Source organism: Mesorhizobium shangrilense, assembly GCF_028826155.1.
Lineage (GTDB): Bacteria > Pseudomonadota > Alphaproteobacteria > Rhizobiales > Rhizobiaceae > Arvimicrobium > Arvimicrobium flavum.
The window spans coordinates 1,352,143-1,373,468 of the sequence record NZ_JAQGPN010000001.1; the positions used below are offsets into that span (position 1 = coordinate 1,352,143).

Below are 21,326 nucleotides of genomic sequence, written 5' to 3' on the forward strand. Positions count from 1 at the left end.
CGCAGTTTCCCCACCCCCAGCCTGCTCTACCACACCAGGCTTGGCCCAAAAAAGGCCGACCTACGAAGCCGCCGACGATATGTCGCGCAACGTTGAAAGCATCGAGGCTTCGGTAGGTTCCGGCGCGACCACGATCTCATGGCCTTCGCCGGCAAACACTGCGCCGACTCGCCGCGAGATGCAGACGAGACGCGCATGGGCGAGCGCCCGGTGTTCGGCAATCGAGTTGATCAGGCGGATGAAGGCGATCGCGGCCTCCGCCGAATAGAGCAGCACGAAGGGAACCGGCTGCGACCCGACATGCGCGTGAAACTCGTCGGGCGTGTAGTCGATGGCCAGCGTGTCGTAGGTTTCGATCGAGGTGACGAGGATACGCGCAACTGCAAGCGACGTCTCGAAAGTAGGCCGCCTGAGGCGACCGCAGAGATAGGCGATCCTCGCGCCTGCCCCCCGATCCATCGCGATCATGCGGGCCAGCGCGGGGGCATTGCCGCCGGAAACGCGGACATCCGCGAAGCCGCTGCGCCGCGCGGCGTCTCCGGTTTCCTCTCCGACTGCGAAACAGGGCAGATGGTTCACGGAAGCCAGCAGCGTGCTTGAAGCGTGACGCACCGCATTGGCGCTGGTGATGGCGACGGCGCTGACGCGCGGATCGCCGATGTCGGCCTGTTCGAGAGGTTCGATGCGCGTCAGGGGAAGGCGAACGGGCTCGAAACCGGCGGCAACGAGATTTCCTGCCGTGCGCGAAGCGCCCGGTTCCGGACGCGTGACGAGGACCCGGACGCCCATTACCCCCAACCGTCGAAGAAGCCGGGCCCGACTTTGGCGCGGAGCGTGTCGCCGGCGTTGCGGCCGATTTGTGCCGCGTCGCTTGCCGCACCCTCGCGAACGATCTCGTGCGCCTCGCGGCCGTCTACGCTGAGGATCATGCCGTGGAAGCTGAGCCTGTCGCCGTCGACGACCGCGTGGCCCGCAATCGGCATGCGGCAGGAGCCGTCGAGCGCGGCGAGGAAGGCGCGCTCGCAGGCGAGCGCCACTGCCGTCGGCCGGTGATTGATCGCCTCCACCATGGCGCGCGTGGCGGCATCGTCGCTGCGCGATTCGATGCAGATGGCCCCCTGGCCGGGCGCCGGCGGGAATTTGTCGAGCGGCATGACGTCGGTTGCGATGTGCTCCAGGCCGGTGCGCTTCAGCCCGGCCAGCGCCAGGATGGTGCCGGCGGCGACGCCCTCGTCGAGCTTGCGCAGCCTGGTCTGCACGTTGCCGCGATAGACGATCACCTTGAGGTCGGGCCGCATGCGGCGGATCAGGGCCTGGCGGCGGAGCGACGACGAACCGACGGTGGCGCCGTGGGGCAGCGCCTCGATGGTGGGCGCGGCGCGGCCAATGAAGGTGTCGCGCGGGTCCTCACGGGGCAGGAAGGAGGAAAGCTCGAGCCCGTCGGGCAGGATGGTCGGCATGTCCTTGGAGGAATGCACCGCAATGTCGATGCGGCCGTCGAGCAGGGCTTCCTCGAGTTCCTTCGTGAACAGGCCCTTGCCGCCGGCTTCGGACAGCGGGCGGTCCTGGATGCGGTCGCCCGTGGTGGTGATGGGCTCGATGACGAAAGCCTCTTCGGGAAGGCCGTGGGCGGCCATAAGGCGGGCGCGCGCCTCATGGGCCTGGGCCATCGCGAGGACGCTGGCGCGTGTGCCGATCCTCAGCATGTCCTTCGGTGCGACAGTTTGCATAATCTCATGTCCGTGCTAACCCCCGGCTCCAAAGCGGGGCCGTTGTCGCGGTCCTCCCTATAGGCGAAACAGCAGCCGGGCAATGATCGGACGGAAGATGGCAGGGATCAAGGTGCTTGGCATCGAGACCAGCTGCGACGAGACTGCGGCAAGCGTGGTCGCCGTGAAAGCCGGGGCCAGGCCTGAAATCCTGTCGAACGTCGTGCTGAGCCAGATCGAAGAGCATGCGGCATTTGGCGGCGTCGTGCCGGAGATCGCGGCGCGCGCCCATGTCGAGGCGCTCGACGGGATTGTCGAGGCCGCGCTCGCCGACGCGCATGTCGACCTGGCCAACATCGACGCGGTGGCCGCGACCGCCGGGCCGGGACTGGTCGGCGGCCTCATCGTCGGGTTGATGACCGCCAAGGCGATCGCGGCTGCGGCCGGCAAGCCGCTGATCGCGGTCAACCACCTCGAAGGCCATGCGCTGACGGCGCGGCTGACCGAAGGCGCCGAGTTTCCCTATCTCCTGCTGCTCGTCTCGGGCGGTCACACGCAGATCGTGCTGGTGCGCGGCGTCGGCGACTACGAGCGCTGGGCGACCACCATCGACGACGCGCTGGGCGAGGCCTTCGACAAGACTGCCAAGCTGATCGGCCTGCCGCATCCCGGCGGACCGAGCGTCGAGGCCGCCGCCAAGCGGGGCGACGCGTCCCGCTTCGCCTTCCCGCGGCCGATGAAGGGCGAACAGCGGCCCGATTTTTCGTTCTCCGGCCTGAAGACCGCGGTGCGGCAGGCAGCGACCGCGATCGCGCCGCTGTCCGACCAGGACGTGGCCGACATCTCGGCATCCTTCCAGGCCGCCGTCGCCGACGCGCTGGCCGACCGCGTGTCGCGCAGCCTCACCCGTTTCCATGCGGCCTATCCGGATATCGCCGCCCCGGCGCTGGTCGTGGCGGGCGGGGTCGCCTCCAATGCGCTGATCCGCGAAACGCTGCAAAAACTCTGCGCTGCGCACGGGTTTCGGCTGGTCGCACCGCCGCCGGCGCTGTGCACCGACAATGCAGCCATGATCGCCTGGGCGGGCATCGAACGGCTGCAGGCAGGCCTTTCCGACGAAGGGGCGATGGGCTTTGCGCCACGCTCGCGCTGGCCGCTGGACACCGCCTCCGCGCCGGTCGTCGGCTCCGGACGCCGGGGTGCCAAGGCATGAGTGCCCCGGGCAAGATCGCCGTGCTTGGCGGCGGCGCATGGGGGACGGCGCTCGCCCTTACCGCGCGCCGTGCGGGCCATCCCACGACGCTCTGGGCGCGCGACGAGGCGACGGTGGAGGGGCTGCGTTCCGGCGGCGGCAACGCCCGCTACCTTCCTGGCATCGCCCTCGATCCGGCTCCGGAAGCCACCTCAGACCTCGCCGAGGCGACCGAAGGCGCGATCTGCGTGCTGATGGTGACGCCGGCCCAGACGCTCCGGGTCGTTCTAGAACAGGCAGGTGGCTCGATCGCGCCGGGCGTTCCGCTGGTGCTCTGCGCGAAGGGCATCGAGCGAGACACGGGAGCCCTGCTTTCCGGAATTGCGCGCGAATTGATGCCGTCCAATCCGGTCGCAGCCCTCTCGGGGCCGAGTTTTGCGACGGACGTCGCGCGCGGGCTGCCGACCGCCGTCGTCGTGGCCGCCGAGGACGAGGTGCTTGCGGCCCGGCTGGCGCAGCTTTTGTCGACGCCGAGCTTCCGCTGCTATTCGACTGACGACCTGACCGGCGTGGAGGTTGGGGGGGCGCTGAAGAACGTGTTCGCCATCGCGGCGGGCGCGGTCATGGGGGCGGGCCTCGGCGCAAGCGCGCAGGCGGCGATGGTGACGCGCGGCTTCGTGGAACTGCGGCGCATCGCGAAATCCTACGGCGCGCGGCCTGAGACGCTGATGGGCCTTTCGGGCCTGGGCGACCTGATGCTGACCTGCGCCTCGTCCCAATCGCGCAACTTCGCCTACGGTGTCGCAATCGGCCGCGGCGAGACGCGGTCAGGGCTGCCGCTGGCCGAGGGCGTCGCGACAGCGGGGATCGCGGCGAGGGTCGCCAGGGAACGCGGCGTTGACGCCCCGATCATCGCGGCAGTCGACCAGCTTCTCGACGGTGCGATCACCGTCGGGGAGGCCGTGTCGGCGCTGATGACGCGGCCGTTGCGCAGCGAAGACGAATAGACAGAACGGCGGCGCTGGGGCCGCCTTCAAATGGAGCACTGGGACATGCTTTTCGCATTCATGGCCAAGGACAAGCCGGGACACCTGCAGACGCGCATGGACACGCGTCCCGATCATGTGAAATTCCTCAACGAGCTCAATGCGGCGGGCACGCTCAAGTTCGCCGGCCCGTTCCTCGACGACAAGGGCAGCCCTTGCGGAAGCCTCGTGGTGATCGAGGCCGACAGCGCCGAAGCCGCCAGGACGATCCTTGACGGCGACCCTTACGCCAAGGCCGGACTTTTCGCCTCGACCGAGGTCGTGGCGTGGAACTGGGTGTTCAACAATCCGGCAAGCGCCTGACCGGAGGCCGCAAATGTCGAAGAACTACTGGCTGTTCAAGTCGGAGCCCTCGGTCTTCTCCTTCGATCAGTTGAGGTCGAAGGGAGAAAAGGGCGAGCAGTGGGACGGCGTCCGCAACTATGCGGCGCGCAACAACATGCGCGCCATGCAGATCGGCGATCTCGGCTTCTTCTACCACTCCAACGAAGGGCTGGAGATCGTCGGCATCGCCGAGGTCTGCGCGCTGGCGCATCCGGATACCACCACCGACGACCCGCGCTGGGAGTGCGTCGACATCCGGGCCTACAAGCCGGTGCCGAAGCCGGTTTCGCTTGCCGACGTCAAGGCCAATCCGAAACTCTCGGAAATGGCGCTGGTGCGGCTGGGACGGCTTTCGGTGCAGCCGGTGACCCCTGACGAGTGGAAGGAAGTCTGCCGGATGGCGGAGCTCGTTCCTGCGCCTTGAACCGGCTCCAACCCGCCGAGGCAGAGCGCTTCATCCTCGCCAACACGTCGCTGACCGCGCCTCCGCATGTGCCGGAGGTGCGGCTGCACCTCGCCGACGAGGCGCATGAGCTGTGGCAGCGCACCGAGGAAGAACTGGCCGAGATCGGCCTGCCGCCGCCCTTCTGGGCATTTGCCTGGGCAGGCGGGCAGGGGCTGGCGCGATACCTGCTCGACCGTCCGGACAGCGTGCGCGGCAAGACAGCGCTCGACTTCGCGACCGGATCCGGGCTGGTGGGCATCGCCGCGGCGATGGCGGGCGCGGCCTCGGTGACGGCGGCCGACATCGACCCGTTCTGCGAGGCGGCGATCCGGCTCAACGCCGCGGCCAACTGCGTGACGCTGCAGCCGATGATCGCCGACCTGGTGGATACCGACGCCGGATGGGACGTGCTGCTGGCCGGCGACATTTTTTACCAGCGCGACATCGTGGACCGGCTGGTGCCCTGGTTCACGCGGCTCAGGCAGCGGGGCTGCGAGATCATCGTGGGCGATCCCGGCCGCGCCTACCTGCCGAAGGACCGGCTGGAGCAGCTCGCCGAATACCGGGTTCCGGTGACGCGCGCGCTCGAGGATGCGGAGGTCAAGCGGACGGTGGTCTGGCGCTTCCTGTAGCGCCTGCGCCTATGCTCCGAGCGTCGGGTCCATCTCCGGATTGTGGACCTCGCCCAGCAGCCATTCCCGGAACGCCACGATTCTCGGATCGCTCGCCGTCTCCTGCGGGTAGACGAGATGATAGGCGAATTCTTCCGACACCCTGATGCCGAGCTCGAAGGGACGTACGAGTCGCCCGGCCGACAAATCGTTGGCCACCATGGAGAAATCGCACAGCGCCACCACGTTGCCTTCGATCGCCGCCTGGATGACGTGCGAGGACTCCTTGAAGAGCACGCAGCGCTCGGGGTCGAAGTCCTCGACGCCGGCAGCCGCCATCCACATGCGCCAGTTCGGCCAGGTCACGCCCTGCCTGGACCACTCGATATGCACCAGCGTGTGCCGCAAGAGGTCGCGCGGCTCGGTGAGCGGCGGACCGGAGCTCAGCAGCCGCGGGCTGCAGACCGGGATAATGATGTTCTCGAACAACCGGTGCGCGGCGAGACCGGGATACTTGCCTGCGCCGAAGCGGATGGCGACGTCGATGTCGTCCTGGTCGAACTCGCGGACCTCGAAGGCGATGTCGAAACGCAGGTCGACACCGGGATGCGTCCTGCGGAAGCGCTCCAGCTTCGGCATCATCCATTTCGAGGCGAAGGTGGGATCAAGGCTGAGCTTTAGCTGCATCACCCCGCGCGACAACTTCCTGGCGCGGGTGACGGCGCGGGCAAGCGTCTGCAGAGCGTCGGTAGAGGCGTCGTGAAGCACGGCGCCGGCCTCCGTCAGCCGCATGGTGCGGCTGCTGCGGGTGAACAGCGCAACGCCCAGCTGCTCCTCGAATTCCTTGATCTGATGGCTCACGGCGGCCGGCGTCAGGCCGAGCTCGTCGGCCGCGCGGCTGAAGTTCAGATGGCGCGCCGCCGCCGTGAAGACCCGCAATGCCCGCGTTCCAGGAACATGTGACGACATGGCGATCTTCAAATTATTGTATCAGATAGAGTGAAAACTACTCGTTTTCCCGCGTTTCTTCAATCACCTAGTATTGGCGGCGTGAAAGAGGATTGAAAGGTCACGATCGTGTCCGCATTTACCGCATCGCCTCAGGAAAACGCCCGCCACGTGTCTTTTGCACGCAAGATGAGCGGATGGCTGCGCCTGCGCGGCGGTTGCAACGCGCCCATCAATCCGATCGAGTGCTTGAGCAACGAGCGGCTGCGGGACGTTGGCGTCAAAAGGCACCACGTCACATCCCAGATCGTGGCCGATCTCGCGAGGATCGACCTGCACCAACTGGGCTCGATGGGGTTGAGGTAGGGCGCCAACGCAACTGGCGCTGTACCTTCCACATTCGTCATCCTCGGGCGAAGCCGGAGCATAGCGAAGGCGAACATCCGAGGACCCATCCCATGACCGAGCAGCAATCGGCCAACGGTGCAGGTCTTGGACCGGCACTGTCGTTTTGACGTCATGGCATGGATCCTCGGGTCGCGCTTCGCTTCGCTTGCCCGAGGATGACGATGTTGGAAGGGCCGACGCGAGGCGCCGGCCGACCCTCTACCCCTTCACCGTCAGCACGGTCCGCGTCGACAGCCGCGGCAGGAGGCGCGCCATCACCTGCGAGGTGACCGCGACGCAGCCTTGCGTCGGCGTGAAGCCGGGGCGGGCGAGGTGGAAGAAGATCGCGCTGCCGCGGCCGCGCAGTCGCGGGCGGATATTCCAGTCGAGCACCAGGCAGGCGTCATAGAGGCGGTCGTCCCTGAGCATGCGCTCGTGGCTGACCGCATAGGGCATCCTGACCGGGCGATTGTAGTTGCGGTCGTTAGGGACCTCGCACCACCCAAGCGTCGGCGTAATGGGCTTGAGCTTCAAGCCCGACGAATGCGCCGCAAAATGGTCGCGGCGATGGTAGCCGCCGAGAATGCGCATGCGGGCGAGCGGCGTGCCGCCGTCGCCCTCACGCTTCTTCGCGGTCACGCCGCCGCGGCCAAGCGCGCAGGGAAACACGATCCCATCGACATTCATCAGCCCCTTGGTGCGGTCTCCGGGCCGGGTGCGCACCACGATATTGGCAATCATGCCGTGCGGGACTGGCCGGGACGGCTTGCGTTCACTATTTTTGGAGTATGATCGCACCGCCGAACAAATCGCCGTGAAAAGCTATCGGAGAACCGCAGGTTCCGCATAAAGGCGGCAGCGTCAACATGAATTTTCATTTGAGAACAACGGATTGCCAATGACCTCACGAACCATCCTGATTGTCGACGACGACGACGATCTGCGCAGCACGCTGGTCGAACAGTTGGCGCTCTACGAGGAGTTCGACGTGCTCCAGGAACCGAATGCGACAAAGGGCATCGCCACGGCGCGCAACGGATTGATCGACCTCCTGATCATGGATGTCGGCCTGCCCGACATGGACGGGCGCGAGGCGGTGAAGCTCTTGCGCAAGGGCGGCTACAAGGCGCCGATCATCATGCTGACGGGGCATGACACCGATTCCGACACCATCCTCGGCCTCGAGGCGGGCGCCAACGATTATGTGACCAAGCCGTTCCGCTTCGCGGTGCTGCTGGCGCGCATTCGTGCCCAGCTGCGCCAGCACGAGCAGAGCGAGGACGCAACCTTCACCGTCGGTCCTTACACTTTCAAGCCGAGCCAGAAGCTGTTGATCGACCAGCGCGGCAGCAAGATCAGGCTCACCGAGAAGGAGGCGTCGATCATCAAGTATCTCTACCGCGCCGATCACAAGGTGGTGACGCGCGACATCCTTTTGGAGGAGGTGTGGGGGTACAATTCCGGCGTCACCACGCACACGCTGGAGACGCATGTCTACCGCCTGCGCCAGAAGATCGAGCGCGATCCCTCCAACGCCGAGATCCTGGTGACCGAAAGCGGCGGCTACAAGCTGATCCCGTGAGGCGCGCCGGCACTGATCGGTGGCGCTCTTTTCGCGCCATCGATCATTGGTTCTCGCCATTGCCGGAGAATTCGGTATAGCCTCTTAACCATATTGCGCCAGATTGCTGCTGCCGAGGGGAAGAATCGGCAGCATGAACCGGGGACACGGACCATGATCCGCATTCAAAGGGTCTGTTCTGCTTCGGGGGCGGCGAGACGGGCTACGAATGAGGGCGGGAACGATCGCACGGATCGGCCCGCCGAAATTGCGTGCGGCCGCTCGGAACGCCCCTGCTTTCGCGCGCCCCGGCGCCGCCTCGATCGGGTCGCGGTCCATGGCGCTGGATGACGACGTCCGCATCCTGTCGGGCGTCAGGCTCTTCCAAGGCTTCTCGCCGGAGCAACTTCGGTTGCTGGCCTTCGGCGCCGAGGCGCTGCATCCTGCCGCGGGACGCATGCTGTATCATGAGGGCGCTGAGGCGGATTCGGCCTTTGTTGTGGTGTCGGGTCAGATTGGCCTCTACCGCGAACGCGACGGCGAGCGCGTGGAGATGGGCGTCGCCACGGCCGGCGCGCTGCTGGGTGAACTGGCGCTGATTGCCAGCACGCACTGGCTGACCAGCGCGGAGGTGCGCACCGAAGCCACCTTGATGCGGCTGCGCCGCAAGCATTTCCGGCGGATGCTGGAAGAATACCCCGATCTGGCCGCCCTGTTGCACACACGCATCGCCGAGGATCTGCAGGAGATGGTGAGGCGGATCGAGGGGCTGTCGCCGCGCATTGGAAGGTAAGGGCCTGGCCTCAGGCAAAGAAAAACCCCGCCGAAGCGGGGTTTTGTCGGGTCGCCGGAACGGCTCAGATGCCGAGGTTGGCGAACTTGTTCTTGAACTTCGACAGGCGGCCGCCACGGTCGACCAGCTGCTGCTGACCGCCGGTCCAGGCCGGGTGCGTGGTCGGGTCGATGTCGAGATTCAGCGTGTCGCCTTCCTTGCCGTACGTCGAGCGCGTCATGTACTCGGTGCCGTCGGTCATGACGATCTTGATCATGTGGTAGTCGGGATGGATCTTCTCTTTCATCGCTCAAATCCTGCAGTTGGGGTGCTGGGCCCGGTCACGCCACCCTGCGGCGATGTCACCCATGCTCAAAACTTGAAGGCCGCAGCGGATATCGCTACGGCTTCGAAGGTTGGCTGGCCTATACATCAGCCGAATTTCAAGCACAAGGGCCGCTTCCGGGGCAATTTCCCTGTCGAGCGCCACAGGACGTAAAGATGGCTGAAGTGCAGACGAACGAGGACCGTAGCCGGAGGCGGTCGCTCAAGCCACTGCGCAACCTGTTTCCTTATGTGATGCGGTATCGCGCCACGGCGATCGCCGCGGTCGTGTTCCTCCTGCTCTCCGCCGCCACCACGCTGTCGCTGCCGCTCGCGGTGCGCCGCATGATCGACCACGGCTTCTCGGCTGCGGATTCGACCTTCATCGCCAATTACTTCACCATGCTGGTGGGGATGGCGGCGCTGCTCGCCTTCGCTTCGGCCTGCCGCTACTACTTCGTCATTACGCTCGGCGAGCGCGTCGTGGCCGACATCAGGCGCGACGTGTTCGCGCATGTCGTCACGCTCTCGCCAGCCTTCTTCGACCGCTCGCTGTCTGGCGAGATCGTTTCCCGGCTGGCCGCCGACACCACGCAGATCAAGTCGGCGGTGGGAGCGACCGCGTCGCTGGCGCTGCGCAATTCCATCTTCAGCGTCGGCGCGCTCGGCATGATGATCTGGACGAGCCCGAAGCTTTCGGCGATCGCGATTGCCGCGATCCCGATCATCGTGCTGCCGCTGGTGGGCTTCGGCCGCAACGTGCGCAAGCGCTCCCGCCACGCGCAAGACATGCTGGCCGACGCGACCGCCTATGCCAGCGAGCAGATCGGCTCGGTGCGCACGCTTCAGGCCTTCACCAACGAGCCGCTGACGGTGAGCCGCTTCGCCTCGGCGGTCGAGAGCGCGTTCGCCACGGCGCGGGCCTCGACGCTGGCGCGGGCCGTGCTGACCTTCTTCGCCATCTTCACCATCTTCGCGTCGGTGGTGGGCGTTCTCTGGTTCGGGTCGCGCGACGTGCTCTCGGGCGCGATGACGGCGGGCACGCTGGGCCAGTACCTGATCTACGCGATCCTGGCGGCCGGATCGCTGGGATCGCTGTCGGAGGTCTGGGGGGACCTCAGCCTCGCGTCAGGGGCCGCCGAGCGGCTGACCGAACTTTTGGACGAGAAGTCCGACATTATCGCGCCGGCCCATCCGCGCGCGCTGCCGTCGCCGGCGCGCGGCGCGGTCGAGTTCCGCGACGTCTCCTTCTCCTATGCCGCCCAACCCGACCGATCGGCGCTGCATGGGCTGAGCTTCAGGATCGAGCCGGGCGAGACGGTGGCCATCGTCGGCCCCTCCGGCGCCGGCAAGACGACGATCTTCTCGCTGCTCCTGCGCTACTACGATCCGGTGTCGGGATCGGTGACCGTCGACGGCGTGGACCTCAGGGAGGCCGATCCGCGCGAGGCGCGCCGCCGCATGGCGGTGGTTCCGCAGGACGTCACCATCTTCGCCGCCAGCGTGGGCGACAACATAGCCTTTGGCCGACCCGGCGCGAATGAGGCGGACATCCGGCGGGCAGCCGAGACCGCGCATGCGGCGGATTTCATCCGTGAGTTGCCGGAGGGCTACCAGACGCCGGTCGGCGAACGTGGCACGATCCTTTCCGGCGGCCAGCGGCAGCGCATCGCGATCGCACGCGCGGTGCTGCGCGACGCGCCGATCCTGCTGCTCGACGAAGCGACCTCCGCGCTCGACGCCGAGAGCGAGATGCTGGTGCAGCAGGCGCTGGAAGAACTCATGCAGCACCGCACCACGCTGGTCATCGCGCACCGCCTGGCGACGGTGCTGAAGGCCGACCGCATCCTGGTCATGGACGAGGGGCGGATCGTCGAGGAAGGCACGCACCAGAGCCTTGTCGTCAAGGGCGGCATCTATGCGCGGCTGGCCAAGCTGCAGTTCGCCGACGGGGCCAGTGGGTTTACGAAGGCGGCGGAGTAGGGGCGGCCCTTTCCCAATCGCGGAGCATCAGAATGCTCCCAAGGCGCTGCGCCTTGTGGAAGTATTTTTGGTCGGCTGTGACGAGCGTCCTGCGCCGGCTCAAAGCCAGCGCGTGGTAGAGGCTGTCCTGGAGCGAAGGGGGACGCGAACCGCCGGTCGTGGTCGTCGCGATCATCTCGGCCTTCTTCCAGTCCGCCGCGGTCGGCTCCACGAGACGAAATCCGACCTGCCGCATAGCGCCGACCATCTCGAGGAAGACGTCGAACGCCACTTCGTAGTGGAGGGCAACCGAGAGGGTCTCCAGCATCACGATTGACGGTGCGATAGTGGAAATGCCGCATTCTGCAGAGGTGTTGACGAGGCATCGGGCAATCCCGCTGTCCTCCTCGTCGCGAAACAGCTTCACCAGAACGGATGCGTCCAGAACCAGCAAGGCGCGCTATGTCCGGTGCCGCTCGGTCAGGTATTCATTACGTTCCCTGCGCAACCGACGCAGCAGCTCGACGCTGTCTTCACCGCCGGTCGAACTACCTTTCGCCTTGTCCAGTATCTCGCGCAGACGATGCACCGCGTCGCGGCGGAGGGCATCCGCAATGGCCCGTTCAACGAACGCCGACCGCGCGCTCTTTGGCACCCGTTCATCGAGCGTTTCCTTGACGGCACCATCAATTGAATAGGTTGCGCGCTGTTTGGGACCGTCGATGCCCACGACATGGCTCCTTTTCATAAGAAGTAGTATGAAAACAGCTGCTCGGCAACAAGGACTGCGCCTCTGGGGTGATCCAAGGCGGCCGCCGCTGGGCTTGAAAAAGTGCGACGGCGGCGCAGTGCCTATCCCAGCATGTTCCGCACGACGCGCAGGAACACCTTGGCCCCGATCGGGATGAGGTCGTCGGGAAAATCGTAGTCGGGATTGTGAAGCGCAGGGTGCCGTTCGCCGGCGCCGAGGAAGAACATCGCCGACTTCGCCCCGTGTCCGAACGTGCCAAAGTCCTCGGATGCGACCATCGGCAATCCGCTCTCGTCGTGGGGCACGCCTTCGGCGTCGAGTGCTGCCCGCAGGTGGTCGACGGCCTCGGGGGCGTTCAGGCTGGCGACGAAGATCTCGTGATAGTCGATGGAGCAGGCAAGGCCGAATTCCGCGGCCGCATCGCGCGCCATGCCCTCCGCGGCGGCGACGAGGTCTGCCATGCGCTCGTCCTGACGCGTCCTGAGCGTCGCCCACACTTCGGCGCGACCGGGGGCGATGCCGAACACGGGTTCGCCCATGGTCGCGTGGGTGACGGTCGCCATGGCGAAATCGTCCGACGAAAAATCGCCGCCCCCGAGGCCCGCAAGCATGGGCATGAGCTTGCTGACGGCGGGCATGGGCGAGACGCCGGTATGCGGCAGGGACGAGTGGGCCGTCTTTCCGGTGAGCACGACCCTCATGCCGCGGGAAGCGCAGTTCACGACGCCCGCCTTCAGCCGAACGTGGCCCAGCGGCACGCCGGGAAGGTTATGCAGCGAGAAGGCGAAGTCGGGCGCGATTTCGTCATAGCGCGGGTCGGCGACCACGCCGGCGGCGCCCGCTCCCGTTTCCTCGGCCGGCTGGAACATCAGGACGACGCGCCCTTTCGCCGGACGCTGCCGGCCAAGCTGCCTCGCCACGGCCGCAAGGATGGTCGTGTGGCCCTCATGCCCGCACATATGCGACTTGCCGGGCACGAGGCTGCGATGCGGAAGGTCGGAGATCTCCTCGATGGGCAGCGCGTCAAGTTCGGAGCGCAGGAGCACGGTCGGTCCGGGCTCGCGTCCGTCATAGACGACGGCGACGCCGTGTCCGCCCAAACCGGTGAGGACTTTTTCCGGGTTGGTGTCGGCGATGAAACGTACGACCGCCGCGGCCGTCTCTGCTTCCTCGCCGGAGATTTCCGGCATCTGGTGGAGCCGACGCCGCCACGCGGTCAATTCCGCGATGTCGCTGTTCGATAGGTGCATTGTTACTTCGCTGCCTTTCGTCCTGCATTGCGGCCGGAAAAGATGCAGCCGCCGAGAAAAGTGCCTTCCAGTGCATTGTAGCCGTGATAGCCGCCGCCGCCAAAGCCCGCGACTTCGCCAGCGGCGTAAAGGCCAGGCACTGGCTCACCCGCTGCATCGAGAACCTGGCCGTCGAGATTGGTGTGGAGACCGCCAAGCGTCTTGCGGGTGAGGATGTTGAGACGCACGGCGATCAGCGGGCCGTTGGCGGGATCGAGGATGCGGTGCGGCTTGGCCGTACGCACGAGGCGGTCGCCGAGGTAGGAGCGAGCCCCGCGGATCGCGGTCACCTGGGCATCCTTGGAGAACGGATTTGCGATCTCTCGGTCCCGCGCCTCGATCTGCGCGCGAATGGCGGACGGATCGAGCAGGTCGTTGCCGGCGAGCCTGTTCATTTCCGCGACGAGTTCGCCGAGGTCGGACCGGACGATGAAGTCCGGGCCTTTCTCCATGAAGGCGCGAACGGGCGGGGGCGCGCCGGCCCCGCGGCGGCTCTTCAGCACGGCGAGCCAGCTCTTCGAGGTCATGTCCGGGTTCTGCTCGGAGCCTGACAGCGCGAACTCCTTCCTGATGATGGCGTGGGTGAGGATGAACCAGGAATAGTCGTGGCCGGTCGACAGGATGCGCTTCAGCGTGCCGAGCGTGTCGAAGCCGGGCATGAAGGGCGGCTCGAGCCGCCTTCCCAGCGCATCGAACCAGAGCGACGAGGGGCCGGGCAGGATGCGGATGCCGTGGTTCGGCCAGATCGGCGACCAGTTCTCGACGCCCTCCGTGTAGTGCCACATGCGGTCGGCATTGATGATCGCGGCGCCGGCCTGCTCGGCGATGCCGATCATGCGGCCGTCGACATGATGGGGCACGCCGGAAATCATCCGCTTCGGGGCCGGGCCAAGCCGCTCCACCGGCCAGTTCCTGCGCACCAGTTCGTGATCGCCGCCGATGCCGCCGGAGGTGACGAGCACGGCGTCTGCCCAGAACTCGAACTCGCCGGCCACGGTGCGGCTCGACTGCTGTCCGCGCTCGACGGTCGTCGGCTCAAGGACCTCGCCGGTGACGCCGGTGACGGCGCCGTTGGTCTTGATGAGCCGGCTCGCCCGGTGCCGGAATTTGAGCACGATGCGGCCGGCTTCGACATGGGCGCGGACACGCCGGATGAACGGCTCGAGCACGCCGGGACCGGTGCCCCAGATCAGGTGGAAGCGAGGGACCGAGTTGCCGTGGCCGGTCGCCAGCCCGCCGCCACGCTCGGCCCAGCCGACGACCGGGAACCAGCGCATGCCCATGGAGTGGAGCCAGCCGCGCATCTCGCCGGCGGCGAAGTCGACATAGGCCTCGGCAACTTTGCGCGGCCAGAAATCCTCGGCGCGGTCGAACTGCGCCGAACCCATCCAATCCTGCAGGGCCAGTTCGCGACTGTCCCGGATGCGCATGCGGCGCTGCTCGGGGCTGTCGACGAGGAAGAGGCCGCCGAGCGACCAGAATGCCTGCCCGCCGAGCGCGTTCTGGCCCTCCTGTTCGAGCAGGATGACGCGCTTGCCGGCGTCGCCGAGCTCTGCCGCGGCGACGAGGCCCGCAAGCCCGCCGCCGACGATGATGGCGTCCGCATGTTCGGCCAACGCATCCTCCCCCTCGTCCTCAAGGTGGAGTTTAGCGGCTAGCGGGCGGCGCGCAATTCCCGCAGAAGGTCATCGCCGCTCCAGCGCCGGCGCGGGCCGGCGACGGATTCGTGGATGAGCTCGACCAGCCGACGGTTGACGGAGGCCGGCACTCCGTTCCGTTCCGCCAGGCGCACGATCTCGCCGTTCAGCCAGTCGACGTCGGTCCTGCGGCCGCTGTCGAGCGCATCGATCATGGAGGAGCGGGCGGCAGGGTCGATCGCCAGCATGTTGCTGGCCAGCCGCAGGAACAGCCAGTCAGGCAATTCCAGAAGCCAGGGCACCAAGGAAGGCGGCAGCGGGGTGAGTTTGGCGGGGCGGATGCCGGCTGCCTTCATTGCCGCCAGCGCCTCGCGCTGCGCCAACGCCAGGCACCGCCGATAGGCGCGCTGCGACAGCTCCTCGCGCAAGGGGAGGGCGGAGAGGCCGCTGATGGCATTGTTGAGGTTGAGCAGGAGCTTGCCCCACTGGATCGGGCGGAACTCGGCGTGCTGGTGGAGAGGCAGGCCAGCGGCTTCGAAGGCTGCAAGGAACGGAGCGAGGGCGTCGCTCTTTTCCACGTCCAGCGCGCCGCCGCTCGCCTGCTTGAACGTGGAGCCGGGAAGCTGGACGACGTTGAACGGCACCATGCCGCCGAGCACGGTGCGGCCAGGGAGGGCCCTGCGCAGGATCTCCTCGTTGCCGATGCCGTTCTGGAAGCTGACGACGAGGGCCTTGCCCGGCGCGTATCGTGCGACCGAAGCTGCCGCCGCTTCCGTGTCGCCGGCCTTGACCGTGACCAGGACGAGGTCGGCGTCGCCCAGTGCGGCGGGGTCGGTGCGGTAATCGACCTCGCCTGGCGGCACGCGCCGGTCGGCGCCCAGATGGTCCGTGAGGCGCAGGCCTTCCGTGGCGACCTGCTTCGCCATGCGCTCGCGCCCGATGAAGCGCACCCGCGCTCCGGCAGCGGCGAGTCGGCCGCCGACATAGCAGCCGATGCTGCCGGCGCCGAAGACGGCGATGAGCGGCGCCTTTTCCATCGCGATTCCCCTCATCCGGCCTCATCGGGCTCAACCCGAGGCTCGACACATCGAGCCGCAGGCTGCCCTCTGGCGAGCCCGAGGTCAAATTCGGGCGGCCGGAGGCGGCGTTCAGAGCGCGCCGTACCGGGCCTTCAGATGCTCCATGAAATAGGTCGCGTTTAGCGGCTCGCCGGTCGCCCGCTCCATCAGCTCAGGGGTGGACCAGCGAGAGCCCTGCGACCAGATCCTTTCGCGCCGCCAGTCGTTGACGGTTTCGAACCTGCCTTCGGCGATCTCGTCGTTGACGCCGGGGTGATGTCTCGCAAGCGCGGCCCACTGCTGGGCCGCCATCATCGCGCCCAGCGTGTAGGAGGGGAAGTAGCCAAAAGCCGCGCCCGGCCAGTGCACGTCCTGCATCGGCCCGTCGGCCGGGTTGTCGATGGTGGTGAGCGTCAGATATTCCTTCATCTTGGCGTCCCACGCTTCGGGGATGTCGGTCGTCGTCATGCTGCCGGAGATCAGCTCACGCTCCAGCTCGAAGCGCAGGATGACGTGCAGCGGATAGGTCACCTCGTCCGCGTCGACACGGATGAGCCCGCGTGCGACGCGATGCACGTGCGGAAGGATGTCCTCGAGGCTCCAGGCCTCGCCGAGATGCGTCTCGACCATGGGGAGCGCCCAGCGCCAGAAGGCCGGATTGCGACCGAGCTGCTTCTCGACGAACAGGCTCTGGCTCTCGTGCACGGCCATGCCGCGCGCACGGCCGAGCGGCCAGTGAGCCCGTTTCTGCGGCAGGTTCTGTTCATAGAGCGCATGGCCGGTCTCGTGGAGCACGCCCATGAGGGAGGAAAGGAACTCCGTGGTGCGGTAGCGGGTGGTGATGCGCACGTCGGTCGGCACGCCGCCGCAGAACGGATGGTGCGACACGGACAGGCTGCCGTGGCCGACGTCGAAGCCGACCGCTTCCATCATCGCAAGGCCGAGCGCACGCTGACGCTCGACGGGATACTGGCCGGAAAGTGACCGCAAGGGCCGCTTCGCCTGGCGCTCCTCCTGCACGGCAAGCGCAAGCGGCACAAAATCCTTCAGGAAGGCCTTCAACTTGTCGAAGACCGGTGCGATGTCGGCTGCGCGGTTGCCCGGATCGTACTGTTCCATGAGGGCGTCGTAGGGATTGAGGCCGAGCTTCTCGGCCCTGAGGTCGGCTTCCTCGCGAACCAGCGCGACGACGCCGTCCAGCGCCGGCAGGAAGCCTCTCCAGTCGCGCTTCGACCGAAGCTCGCGCCAAAGCTGCTCGCAGCGCATGCGCGCGTTGGTCTGGCACTCGACGAACTCGGACGGCAGGCAGGTCATGTTGACGTACTGGCGCTCGAACTCGCGCAGCGCGGCGGACTGCTCGTCGTCAAGCGCTTCGCCGCGGGCAGCCTCGATCCAGTCGGCGATCTCGGGTGCAGTGGCCTGGCGGTGGTGCATCCCGGCCAGCACGGCCATCGCCTCGGCGCGCTTCTCGCCGCCGCCGACAGCCATGTGGGTCGCCTCGTCGGCGCCGAGGATTGAGAGGGCATGCTCCAGCGCTTCGAGCTTGCGGCAAAGTTCGTCGAGTTTCTGGAAGGACATGGGACCTCCGATAGGCAGTTCGGTCGGAGAGGACACGATGTCAGGCAGCTTGGCAAGCGCGGGGTCAGTTTCCATGGCGCGGCCTCCGTCGACAGGAAGATCCTCTTGGTGCTGCGCCTGCGAGATGCCATCGGCCGGCGACCGCTCGCGGGGTGAGGCGTGCGTTGCCGTCGTGGCTAACATTCGCGTGATCCGCCAGAGCCAGTGAAATAAACCGCATTCGGCGAGCGTACTCCTAGGCAGTGGACCATATGCGGAGGCCATGGCCATGCTCAGCCGACGATACTTCCTGCTTGGCGCCACCGGCAGTGCGGCGCTGGCGTCCGTATTGCTCATGCGTTCGTCGCCCGGCCGGGCCACCGGCGTATTCGCCGTAGCGCACACGGACGACGAGTGGAGAAAGCTGCTGACACCGGAACAGTATTCGGTGCTCCGCCAGGGAGGCACGGAGTATCCGTTCACCAGCCCGCTCAATTCCGAGCATCGAAAGGGCGTATTCGCCTGCGCAGGATGTACGCTTGAACTCTTCTCGTCGGACACCAAGTTCGACAGCGGCACCGGCTGGCCGAGCTTCTGGGCACCGCTGCACGGGGCGATCGGCACCGAACAGGACACGTCCTTCGGAATGGTTCGCAATGCTGTGCATTGCAGCCGCTGCGGCGGACATCTTGGCCACGTCTTCGATGACGGGCCAAAGCCCACCGGACTCAGATACTGCATCAACGGCGTTGCGATGACGTTCAAGGCCGCGGCCGCGTGAGCGTAGGATGCGCAAGCAACCTCGCCTTCTCAAGGAAAAGGGAGAACATCGATGAGCTTCCTGCTTCGCAAAGTTCGGCCTGCCCACGGGGCGTGGGCCACCATCATCGCGATAGGCATGCTGGCCTTCGGCGCGTCGACCGCAATGACCGAGGAAGGCATAGCCATCCCTGCGCCCAGCCTGGACGAGCCGGCAAGCCAAAGTGCGACGGAGACCGCCGTATTGGCCGGCGGGTGTTTCTGGGGCGTGCAGGGTGTCTTCCAACGCGTGCGCGGCGTGGAGAACGCAGTCTCCGGTTATGCCGGCGGTGCGCAGCAAACTGCCGTCTACGAAATCGTCGGCAGCGGCGCGACTGGTCACGCGGAGGCGGTCAAAATCAGCTACGATCCTCAGAAGATCAGCTACGGCAAGCTGCTGCAGGTCTATTTTTCGGTCGCTCACGATCCGACCCAGCTGAACCGCCAAGGTCCGGACAAAGGCACACAGTACCGCTCGACGATCTTCGCGCAGAACGCCGCGCAGGCGAAGATCGCGGAGGCGTATATCGCCCAACTCGAGAAGGCAAAGACGTTCAAGATGCCGATCGTGACGACGATCGAATCGGGAAAGGCGTTCTATGCCGCCGAGGACTATCATCAGGATTTCCTGACGCTGCACCCGGACTATCCGTACATCGTCTATGTCGATCTACCGAAGGTGGAGAACCTGAAGCGGCTGTTCCCGAAGCACTACAGTGACGACCCGGCACTGGTGTCGGAAGCGAGCGCCTCGAACTGACCACACGCCGGTTGGCCGCTAGACTAGCGCTCTGTCAGCTTCAGCTCGATGCGGCGGTTCTTGTTGCGGGCCTCGTCGGTGTCGGTCGCGTCGAGCGGCTGGTGCTCGCCGAAGCCTGCGGCGACCAGACGGTTGGCCGGCACGCCGTTGGCGATCAGGAATTTTACCACGGACGTTGCGCGGGCGGACGAGAGCTCCCAGTTGTCGCGGTAGCGGCCGGAGCCGGAGAGGGGGCGGTTGTCCGTGTGGCCGTCGACGCGCAGGACCCAGTTGATCTCCGGCGGGATCTCGCGCTGCAGCTCGATGATGGCTGCGGCGAGCTTCTTCATCTCCTGCTGCCCCGCCTCGTTGATCTGCTCGGAGCCGACGGGAAAAAGCACTTCCGACTGGAAGACAAAACGGTCGCCGACGATGCGGATGTTCTCGCGGTCGGACAGGATTTCGCGCAGGCGGCCGAAGAAGTCCGAGCGATAGCGGTTGAGCTCCTGCACACGCTGAGCCAGCGCCACGTTCAGGCGGCGGCCGAGATCGGCGATCTTGGTGTTCGATTCGCGGTCGCGCTCCTCGGAAACCTCGAGGGCGGATTCAAGGGCCCCGATCTGCTTGCGCAGCGCGGCGATCTGCTGGTTCAGGAGCTCGACCTGCGACAGCGCCCGCTGGCTGATCTGGCGCTCGCTGTCCAGTTCGCCGGTCAATGAGCCGATGCGCTGGCTGGCCTCGTCGCTGGCGCCGGCCCCGCGCGAGAGCAGTTGCTCGAGCCGGGACTTCTCGGATTCGGCCTCGCTGAGGGACGCCTGCAGGTTGGCGAGCTGGTCCTGGACGTCCTGGGTGTTGGTGCGCTCCAGCGCGAGCAACTGCGTCAGTTCGTTGATCTGCGAGTTGAGGCGCGTCAGCACCTCGTCCTTGCCGGAGATCTCGCGGCTGAGCAGGAACTGCGCCAGCACGAAGACCGACAGCAGGAACATGATGGCGAGCAGCAAGGTCGACAGCGCGTCGACGAAGCCCGGCCAGTAGTCGATGGAACGCTGGGAGCGCCGTCCCCTGGCTAGCGCCATCTCAGGAGCGCTCGCGTTGCTTCAAGGCCTCGGTCAGCCTGTCCAGCGTCGAGCGCATCGCCTTCTGCTCCTCAGCCTGGGCCTCGACCCAATCGCGCATCAGCTGCTGCTCGTTGCGCATGTTCTTCACCAAGCCCGAGATGCCGTCGGCGAGATTGGCCATGGCGGTCGCGACCCGCGGATTGGAGCCGCCGGTCTCCTGCAGGCTGTGCAGGCGCTCCGAAAGGATGCGGATCTCCTCCGCCGACTGCGCCTTGGAAGGGTCGACCATCAGCATGTCGGAGGAGAGGTCCGTGAGCGAGGAAAGCCAGTTCTCGAGTTCGGTATAGAAGCGCGTCTGCGCGCGCCCGGCCTGCAGGTCGAGGAAGCCCACCACCAGCGAGCCGGCGAGGCCGAACAGCGACGACGAGAATGCCGTGCCCATGCCCGAGAGCGGCGCCGAGAGCCCTGATTTCAGGCTGTTCAGGACGTCGTTGGCGTCGCCTGAGCCGGGATCGAGAGACTGGATCGTGTCGCCGATCGAGCCGATCGTCTGCAACAGGCCCCAGAAGGTGCCGAGCAGGCCGAGGAAAACGAGCAGCCCGACGAGATAGCGCGTGATGTCGCGTGTTTCGTCCAGGCGATTCGCAATCGAATCGAGGATGGTGCGCGTCGCGTTCGTCGAAAGGGAGGTGGCCGAGGCGCGGCTGAGCAGCGCCTTCATGGGCGCCAGCAGCACGGGTTCTGCGGATTGCGTGCCAGCCCGGAAGGAGTTGACCCAGCGTATCTCGCGGAAGAGCCGGACCACCTGCGCAAATGCGAGCAGGATGCCGACCGCCAGAACGCCGAGAATTATGCCGTTGAGGCCCGGATTGGTGACGAAAGCCGCGGAAATCTGCCTGTAGAGGATTGCGGCGATGAAGCCGGCGATGGCCAGGAAGATCAGCATCGACAGCAGGAAAAACTGCGGGCTGGAAAGCTTGCCGGGATCATAGATCTGTTCCTCGGCCGTCATCTCCGGTCCGGAACCTGCCACCACTGCCATCCGTTCGCCTCTCCGGCCGCCTGATACTTGCGCTGCGACTCTAAACGGAATTGTGACTAAATTGAAAGGCGCTTGGGCGCGGGGCCGCCATCGTTTCGTCCTTCCGTCCGCGCAAT

At 66.3% G+C, this 21,326-nt stretch carries 24 protein-coding genes; 11 read left to right on the plus strand and 13 right to left on the minus strand.

From position 1 onward, the window contains the following. Nucleotides 1–60: 60 nt before the first annotated feature. Both PD284_RS06675 and hemC read right to left on the minus strand, forming a co-directional pair. Nucleotides 61–789 (minus strand): uroporphyrinogen-III synthase, encoded by a 729-nt coding sequence (locus PD284_RS06675; RefSeq protein WP_274627432.1) that lies wholly within the window; start codon nt 787–789, stop codon nt 61–63. Further along, nucleotides 789–1,730: a hydroxymethylbilane synthase gene (hemC, locus tag PD284_RS06680; RefSeq protein WP_274627433.1), complete on the minus strand. Its 942-nt coding sequence runs from the start codon at nt 1,728–1,730 to the stop codon at nt 789–791. Before hemC ends, PD284_RS06675 begins: the two co-directional genes overlap by 1 nt. A 97-nt stretch (nt 1,731–1,827) precedes the next feature. On the opposite strand from hemC, the gene tsaD reads away from it, so the two are divergent. Genes tsaD through PD284_RS06705 form a run of 5 tightly spaced genes read left to right on the plus strand, consistent with a single transcriptional unit; the run spans nt 1,828 to nt 5,348 of the window. Further along, nucleotides 1,828–2,922, plus strand: a complete 1,095-nt coding sequence (gene tsaD, locus PD284_RS06685) for a tRNA (adenosine(37)-N6)-threonylcarbamoyltransferase complex transferase subunit TsaD (RefSeq protein WP_274627434.1) — start codon at nt 1,828–1,830, stop codon at nt 2,920–2,922. Further along, complete coding sequence (locus PD284_RS06690; protein ID WP_274627435.1) at nt 2,919–3,908, plus strand: NAD(P)H-dependent glycerol-3-phosphate dehydrogenase; 990 nt, start codon at nt 2,919–2,921, stop codon at nt 3,906–3,908. The genes tsaD and PD284_RS06690 overlap by 4 nt, the downstream gene beginning before the upstream one ends. Nucleotides 3,909–3,953: 45 nt before the next feature. Continuing rightward, nucleotides 3,954–4,250, plus strand: coding sequence for a YciI-like protein (locus PD284_RS06695; RefSeq protein WP_274627436.1), 297 nt, complete (start codon nt 3,954–3,956; stop codon nt 4,248–4,250). A gap of 13 nt (nt 4,251–4,263) precedes the next feature. Then, nucleotides 4,264–4,695, plus strand: a complete 432-nt coding sequence (locus PD284_RS06700; RefSeq protein WP_274627437.1) for an EVE domain-containing protein — start codon at nt 4,264–4,266, stop codon at nt 4,693–4,695. Further along, nucleotides 4,692–5,348: a class I SAM-dependent methyltransferase gene (locus PD284_RS06705; protein ID WP_274627438.1), complete on the plus strand. Its 657-nt coding sequence runs from the start codon at nt 4,692–4,694 to the stop codon at nt 5,346–5,348. The genes PD284_RS06700 and PD284_RS06705 overlap by 4 nt, the downstream gene beginning before the upstream one ends. Nucleotides 5,349–5,357: 9 nt before the next feature. Here PD284_RS06705 and gcvA read toward each other — a convergent pair whose 3' ends face one another. Continuing rightward, complete coding sequence (gene gcvA / locus PD284_RS06710; protein WP_274627439.1) at nt 5,358–6,296, minus strand: transcriptional regulator GcvA; 939 nt, start codon at nt 6,294–6,296, stop codon at nt 5,358–5,360. A gap of 150 nt (nt 6,297–6,446) precedes the next feature. Between gcvA and PD284_RS06715 the strand changes: the two genes are divergently transcribed. After that, nucleotides 6,447–6,641 (plus strand): hypothetical protein, encoded by a 195-nt coding sequence (locus PD284_RS06715; protein ID WP_274627440.1) that lies wholly within the window; start codon nt 6,447–6,449, stop codon nt 6,639–6,641. A gap of 240 nt (nt 6,642–6,881) precedes the next feature. Here the strand turns inward: PD284_RS06715 and PD284_RS06720 are convergent, their stop codons facing one another. After that, nucleotides 6,882–7,403, minus strand: coding sequence for a L,D-transpeptidase family protein (locus PD284_RS06720; protein ID WP_274627441.1), 522 nt, complete (start codon nt 7,401–7,403; stop codon nt 6,882–6,884). Between the two features lie 157 nt (nt 7,404–7,560). Here PD284_RS06720 and PD284_RS06725 point away from each other — a divergent pair, with 157 nt between their 5' ends. Both PD284_RS06725 and PD284_RS06730 read left to right on the plus strand, forming a co-directional pair. Then, complete coding sequence (locus PD284_RS06725; protein WP_274627442.1) at nt 7,561–8,244, plus strand: response regulator transcription factor; 684 nt, start codon at nt 7,561–7,563, stop codon at nt 8,242–8,244. A 316-nt stretch (nt 8,245–8,560) separates the two neighbouring features. Continuing rightward, nucleotides 8,561–9,016: a cyclic nucleotide-binding domain-containing protein gene (locus tag PD284_RS06730; protein WP_274627443.1), complete on the plus strand. Its 456-nt coding sequence runs from the start codon at nt 8,561–8,563 to the stop codon at nt 9,014–9,016. A gap of 64 nt (nt 9,017–9,080) precedes the next feature. Here PD284_RS06730 and rpmE read toward each other — a convergent pair whose 3' ends face one another. Then, nucleotides 9,081–9,302 carry a 50S ribosomal protein L31 gene (gene rpmE / locus PD284_RS06735; RefSeq protein WP_274627444.1) on the minus strand — a complete coding sequence of 74 codons (222 nt, stop codon included), beginning with the start codon at nt 9,300–9,302 and terminating at the stop codon, nt 9,081–9,083. 194 nt (nt 9,303–9,496) lie between these two features. Here rpmE and PD284_RS06740 point away from each other — a divergent pair, with 194 nt between their 5' ends. Then, nucleotides 9,497–11,302 (plus strand): ABC transporter transmembrane domain-containing protein, encoded by a 1,806-nt coding sequence (locus tag PD284_RS06740; RefSeq protein ID WP_274627445.1) that lies wholly within the window; start codon nt 9,497–9,499, stop codon nt 11,300–11,302. Here PD284_RS06740 and PD284_RS06745 read toward each other — a convergent pair. The 6 genes from PD284_RS06745 to PD284_RS06770 form a co-directional block, all read right to left on the minus strand. Further along, entirely contained in the window at nt 11,283–11,735 is a 453-nt protein-coding gene (locus PD284_RS06745) for a type II toxin-antitoxin system VapC family toxin (RefSeq protein WP_274627446.1), read from the minus strand. The genes PD284_RS06740 and PD284_RS06745 overlap by 20 nt on opposite strands. 6 nt (nt 11,736–11,741) lie before the next feature. Continuing rightward, nucleotides 11,742–12,011 carry a hypothetical protein gene (locus PD284_RS06750; RefSeq protein WP_274627447.1) on the minus strand — a complete coding sequence of 90 codons (270 nt, stop codon included), beginning with the start codon at nt 12,009–12,011 and terminating at the stop codon, nt 11,742–11,744. A 122-nt stretch (nt 12,012–12,133) separates the two neighbouring features. Continuing rightward, the gene (locus tag PD284_RS06755) at nt 12,134–13,282 is read right to left on the minus strand and encodes an amidohydrolase (RefSeq protein ID WP_274627448.1); all 1,149 of its coding nucleotides are present in this window, start codon (nt 13,280–13,282) and stop codon (nt 12,134–12,136) included. A 2-nt stretch (nt 13,283–13,284) separates the two neighbouring features. Continuing rightward, nucleotides 13,285–14,937, minus strand: a complete 1,653-nt coding sequence (locus PD284_RS06760) for an FAD-binding dehydrogenase (RefSeq protein WP_274627449.1) — start codon at nt 14,935–14,937, stop codon at nt 13,285–13,287. Nucleotides 14,938–14,975: 38 nt separating this feature from the next. Continuing rightward, the gene (locus tag PD284_RS06765) at nt 14,976–15,995 is read right to left on the minus strand and encodes a 2-dehydropantoate 2-reductase (RefSeq protein WP_274627450.1); all 1,020 of its coding nucleotides are present in this window, start codon (nt 15,993–15,995) and stop codon (nt 14,976–14,978) included. 111 nt (nt 15,996–16,106) lie between these two features. Next, the gene (locus PD284_RS06770; RefSeq protein ID WP_274630560.1) at nt 16,107–17,594 is read right to left on the minus strand and encodes a carboxypeptidase M32; all 1,488 of its coding nucleotides are present in this window, start codon (nt 17,592–17,594) and stop codon (nt 16,107–16,109) included. A 268-nt stretch (nt 17,595–17,862) separates the two neighbouring features. Here PD284_RS06770 and msrB point away from each other — a divergent pair, with 268 nt between their 5' ends. Together msrB and msrA are read left to right on the plus strand one after the other, a co-directional pair. After that, nucleotides 17,863–18,354, plus strand: coding sequence for a peptide-methionine (R)-S-oxide reductase MsrB (gene msrB, locus PD284_RS06775; protein WP_274627451.1), 492 nt, complete (start codon nt 17,863–17,865; stop codon nt 18,352–18,354). 51 nt (nt 18,355–18,405) lie between these two features. Beyond that, nucleotides 18,406–19,131 (plus strand): peptide-methionine (S)-S-oxide reductase MsrA, encoded by a 726-nt coding sequence (msrA, locus tag PD284_RS06780; protein ID WP_274627452.1) that lies wholly within the window; start codon nt 18,406–18,408, stop codon nt 19,129–19,131. Nucleotides 19,132–19,154: 23 nt separating this feature from the next. Here the strand turns inward: msrA and PD284_RS06785 are convergent, their stop codons facing one another. Continuing rightward, the gene (locus PD284_RS06785) at nt 19,155–20,186 is read right to left on the minus strand and encodes a peptidoglycan -binding protein (RefSeq protein WP_274627453.1); all 1,032 of its coding nucleotides are present in this window, start codon (nt 20,184–20,186) and stop codon (nt 19,155–19,157) included. Nucleotide 20,187: 1 nt separating this feature from the next. Beyond that, on the minus strand, nt 20,188–21,210 hold the full coding sequence (locus PD284_RS06790) for a MotA/TolQ/ExbB proton channel family protein (protein ID WP_274627454.1): 1,023 nt from the start codon (nt 21,208–21,210) through the stop codon (nt 20,188–20,190). Between the last annotated feature and the right edge of the window lie 116 nt (nt 21,211–21,326).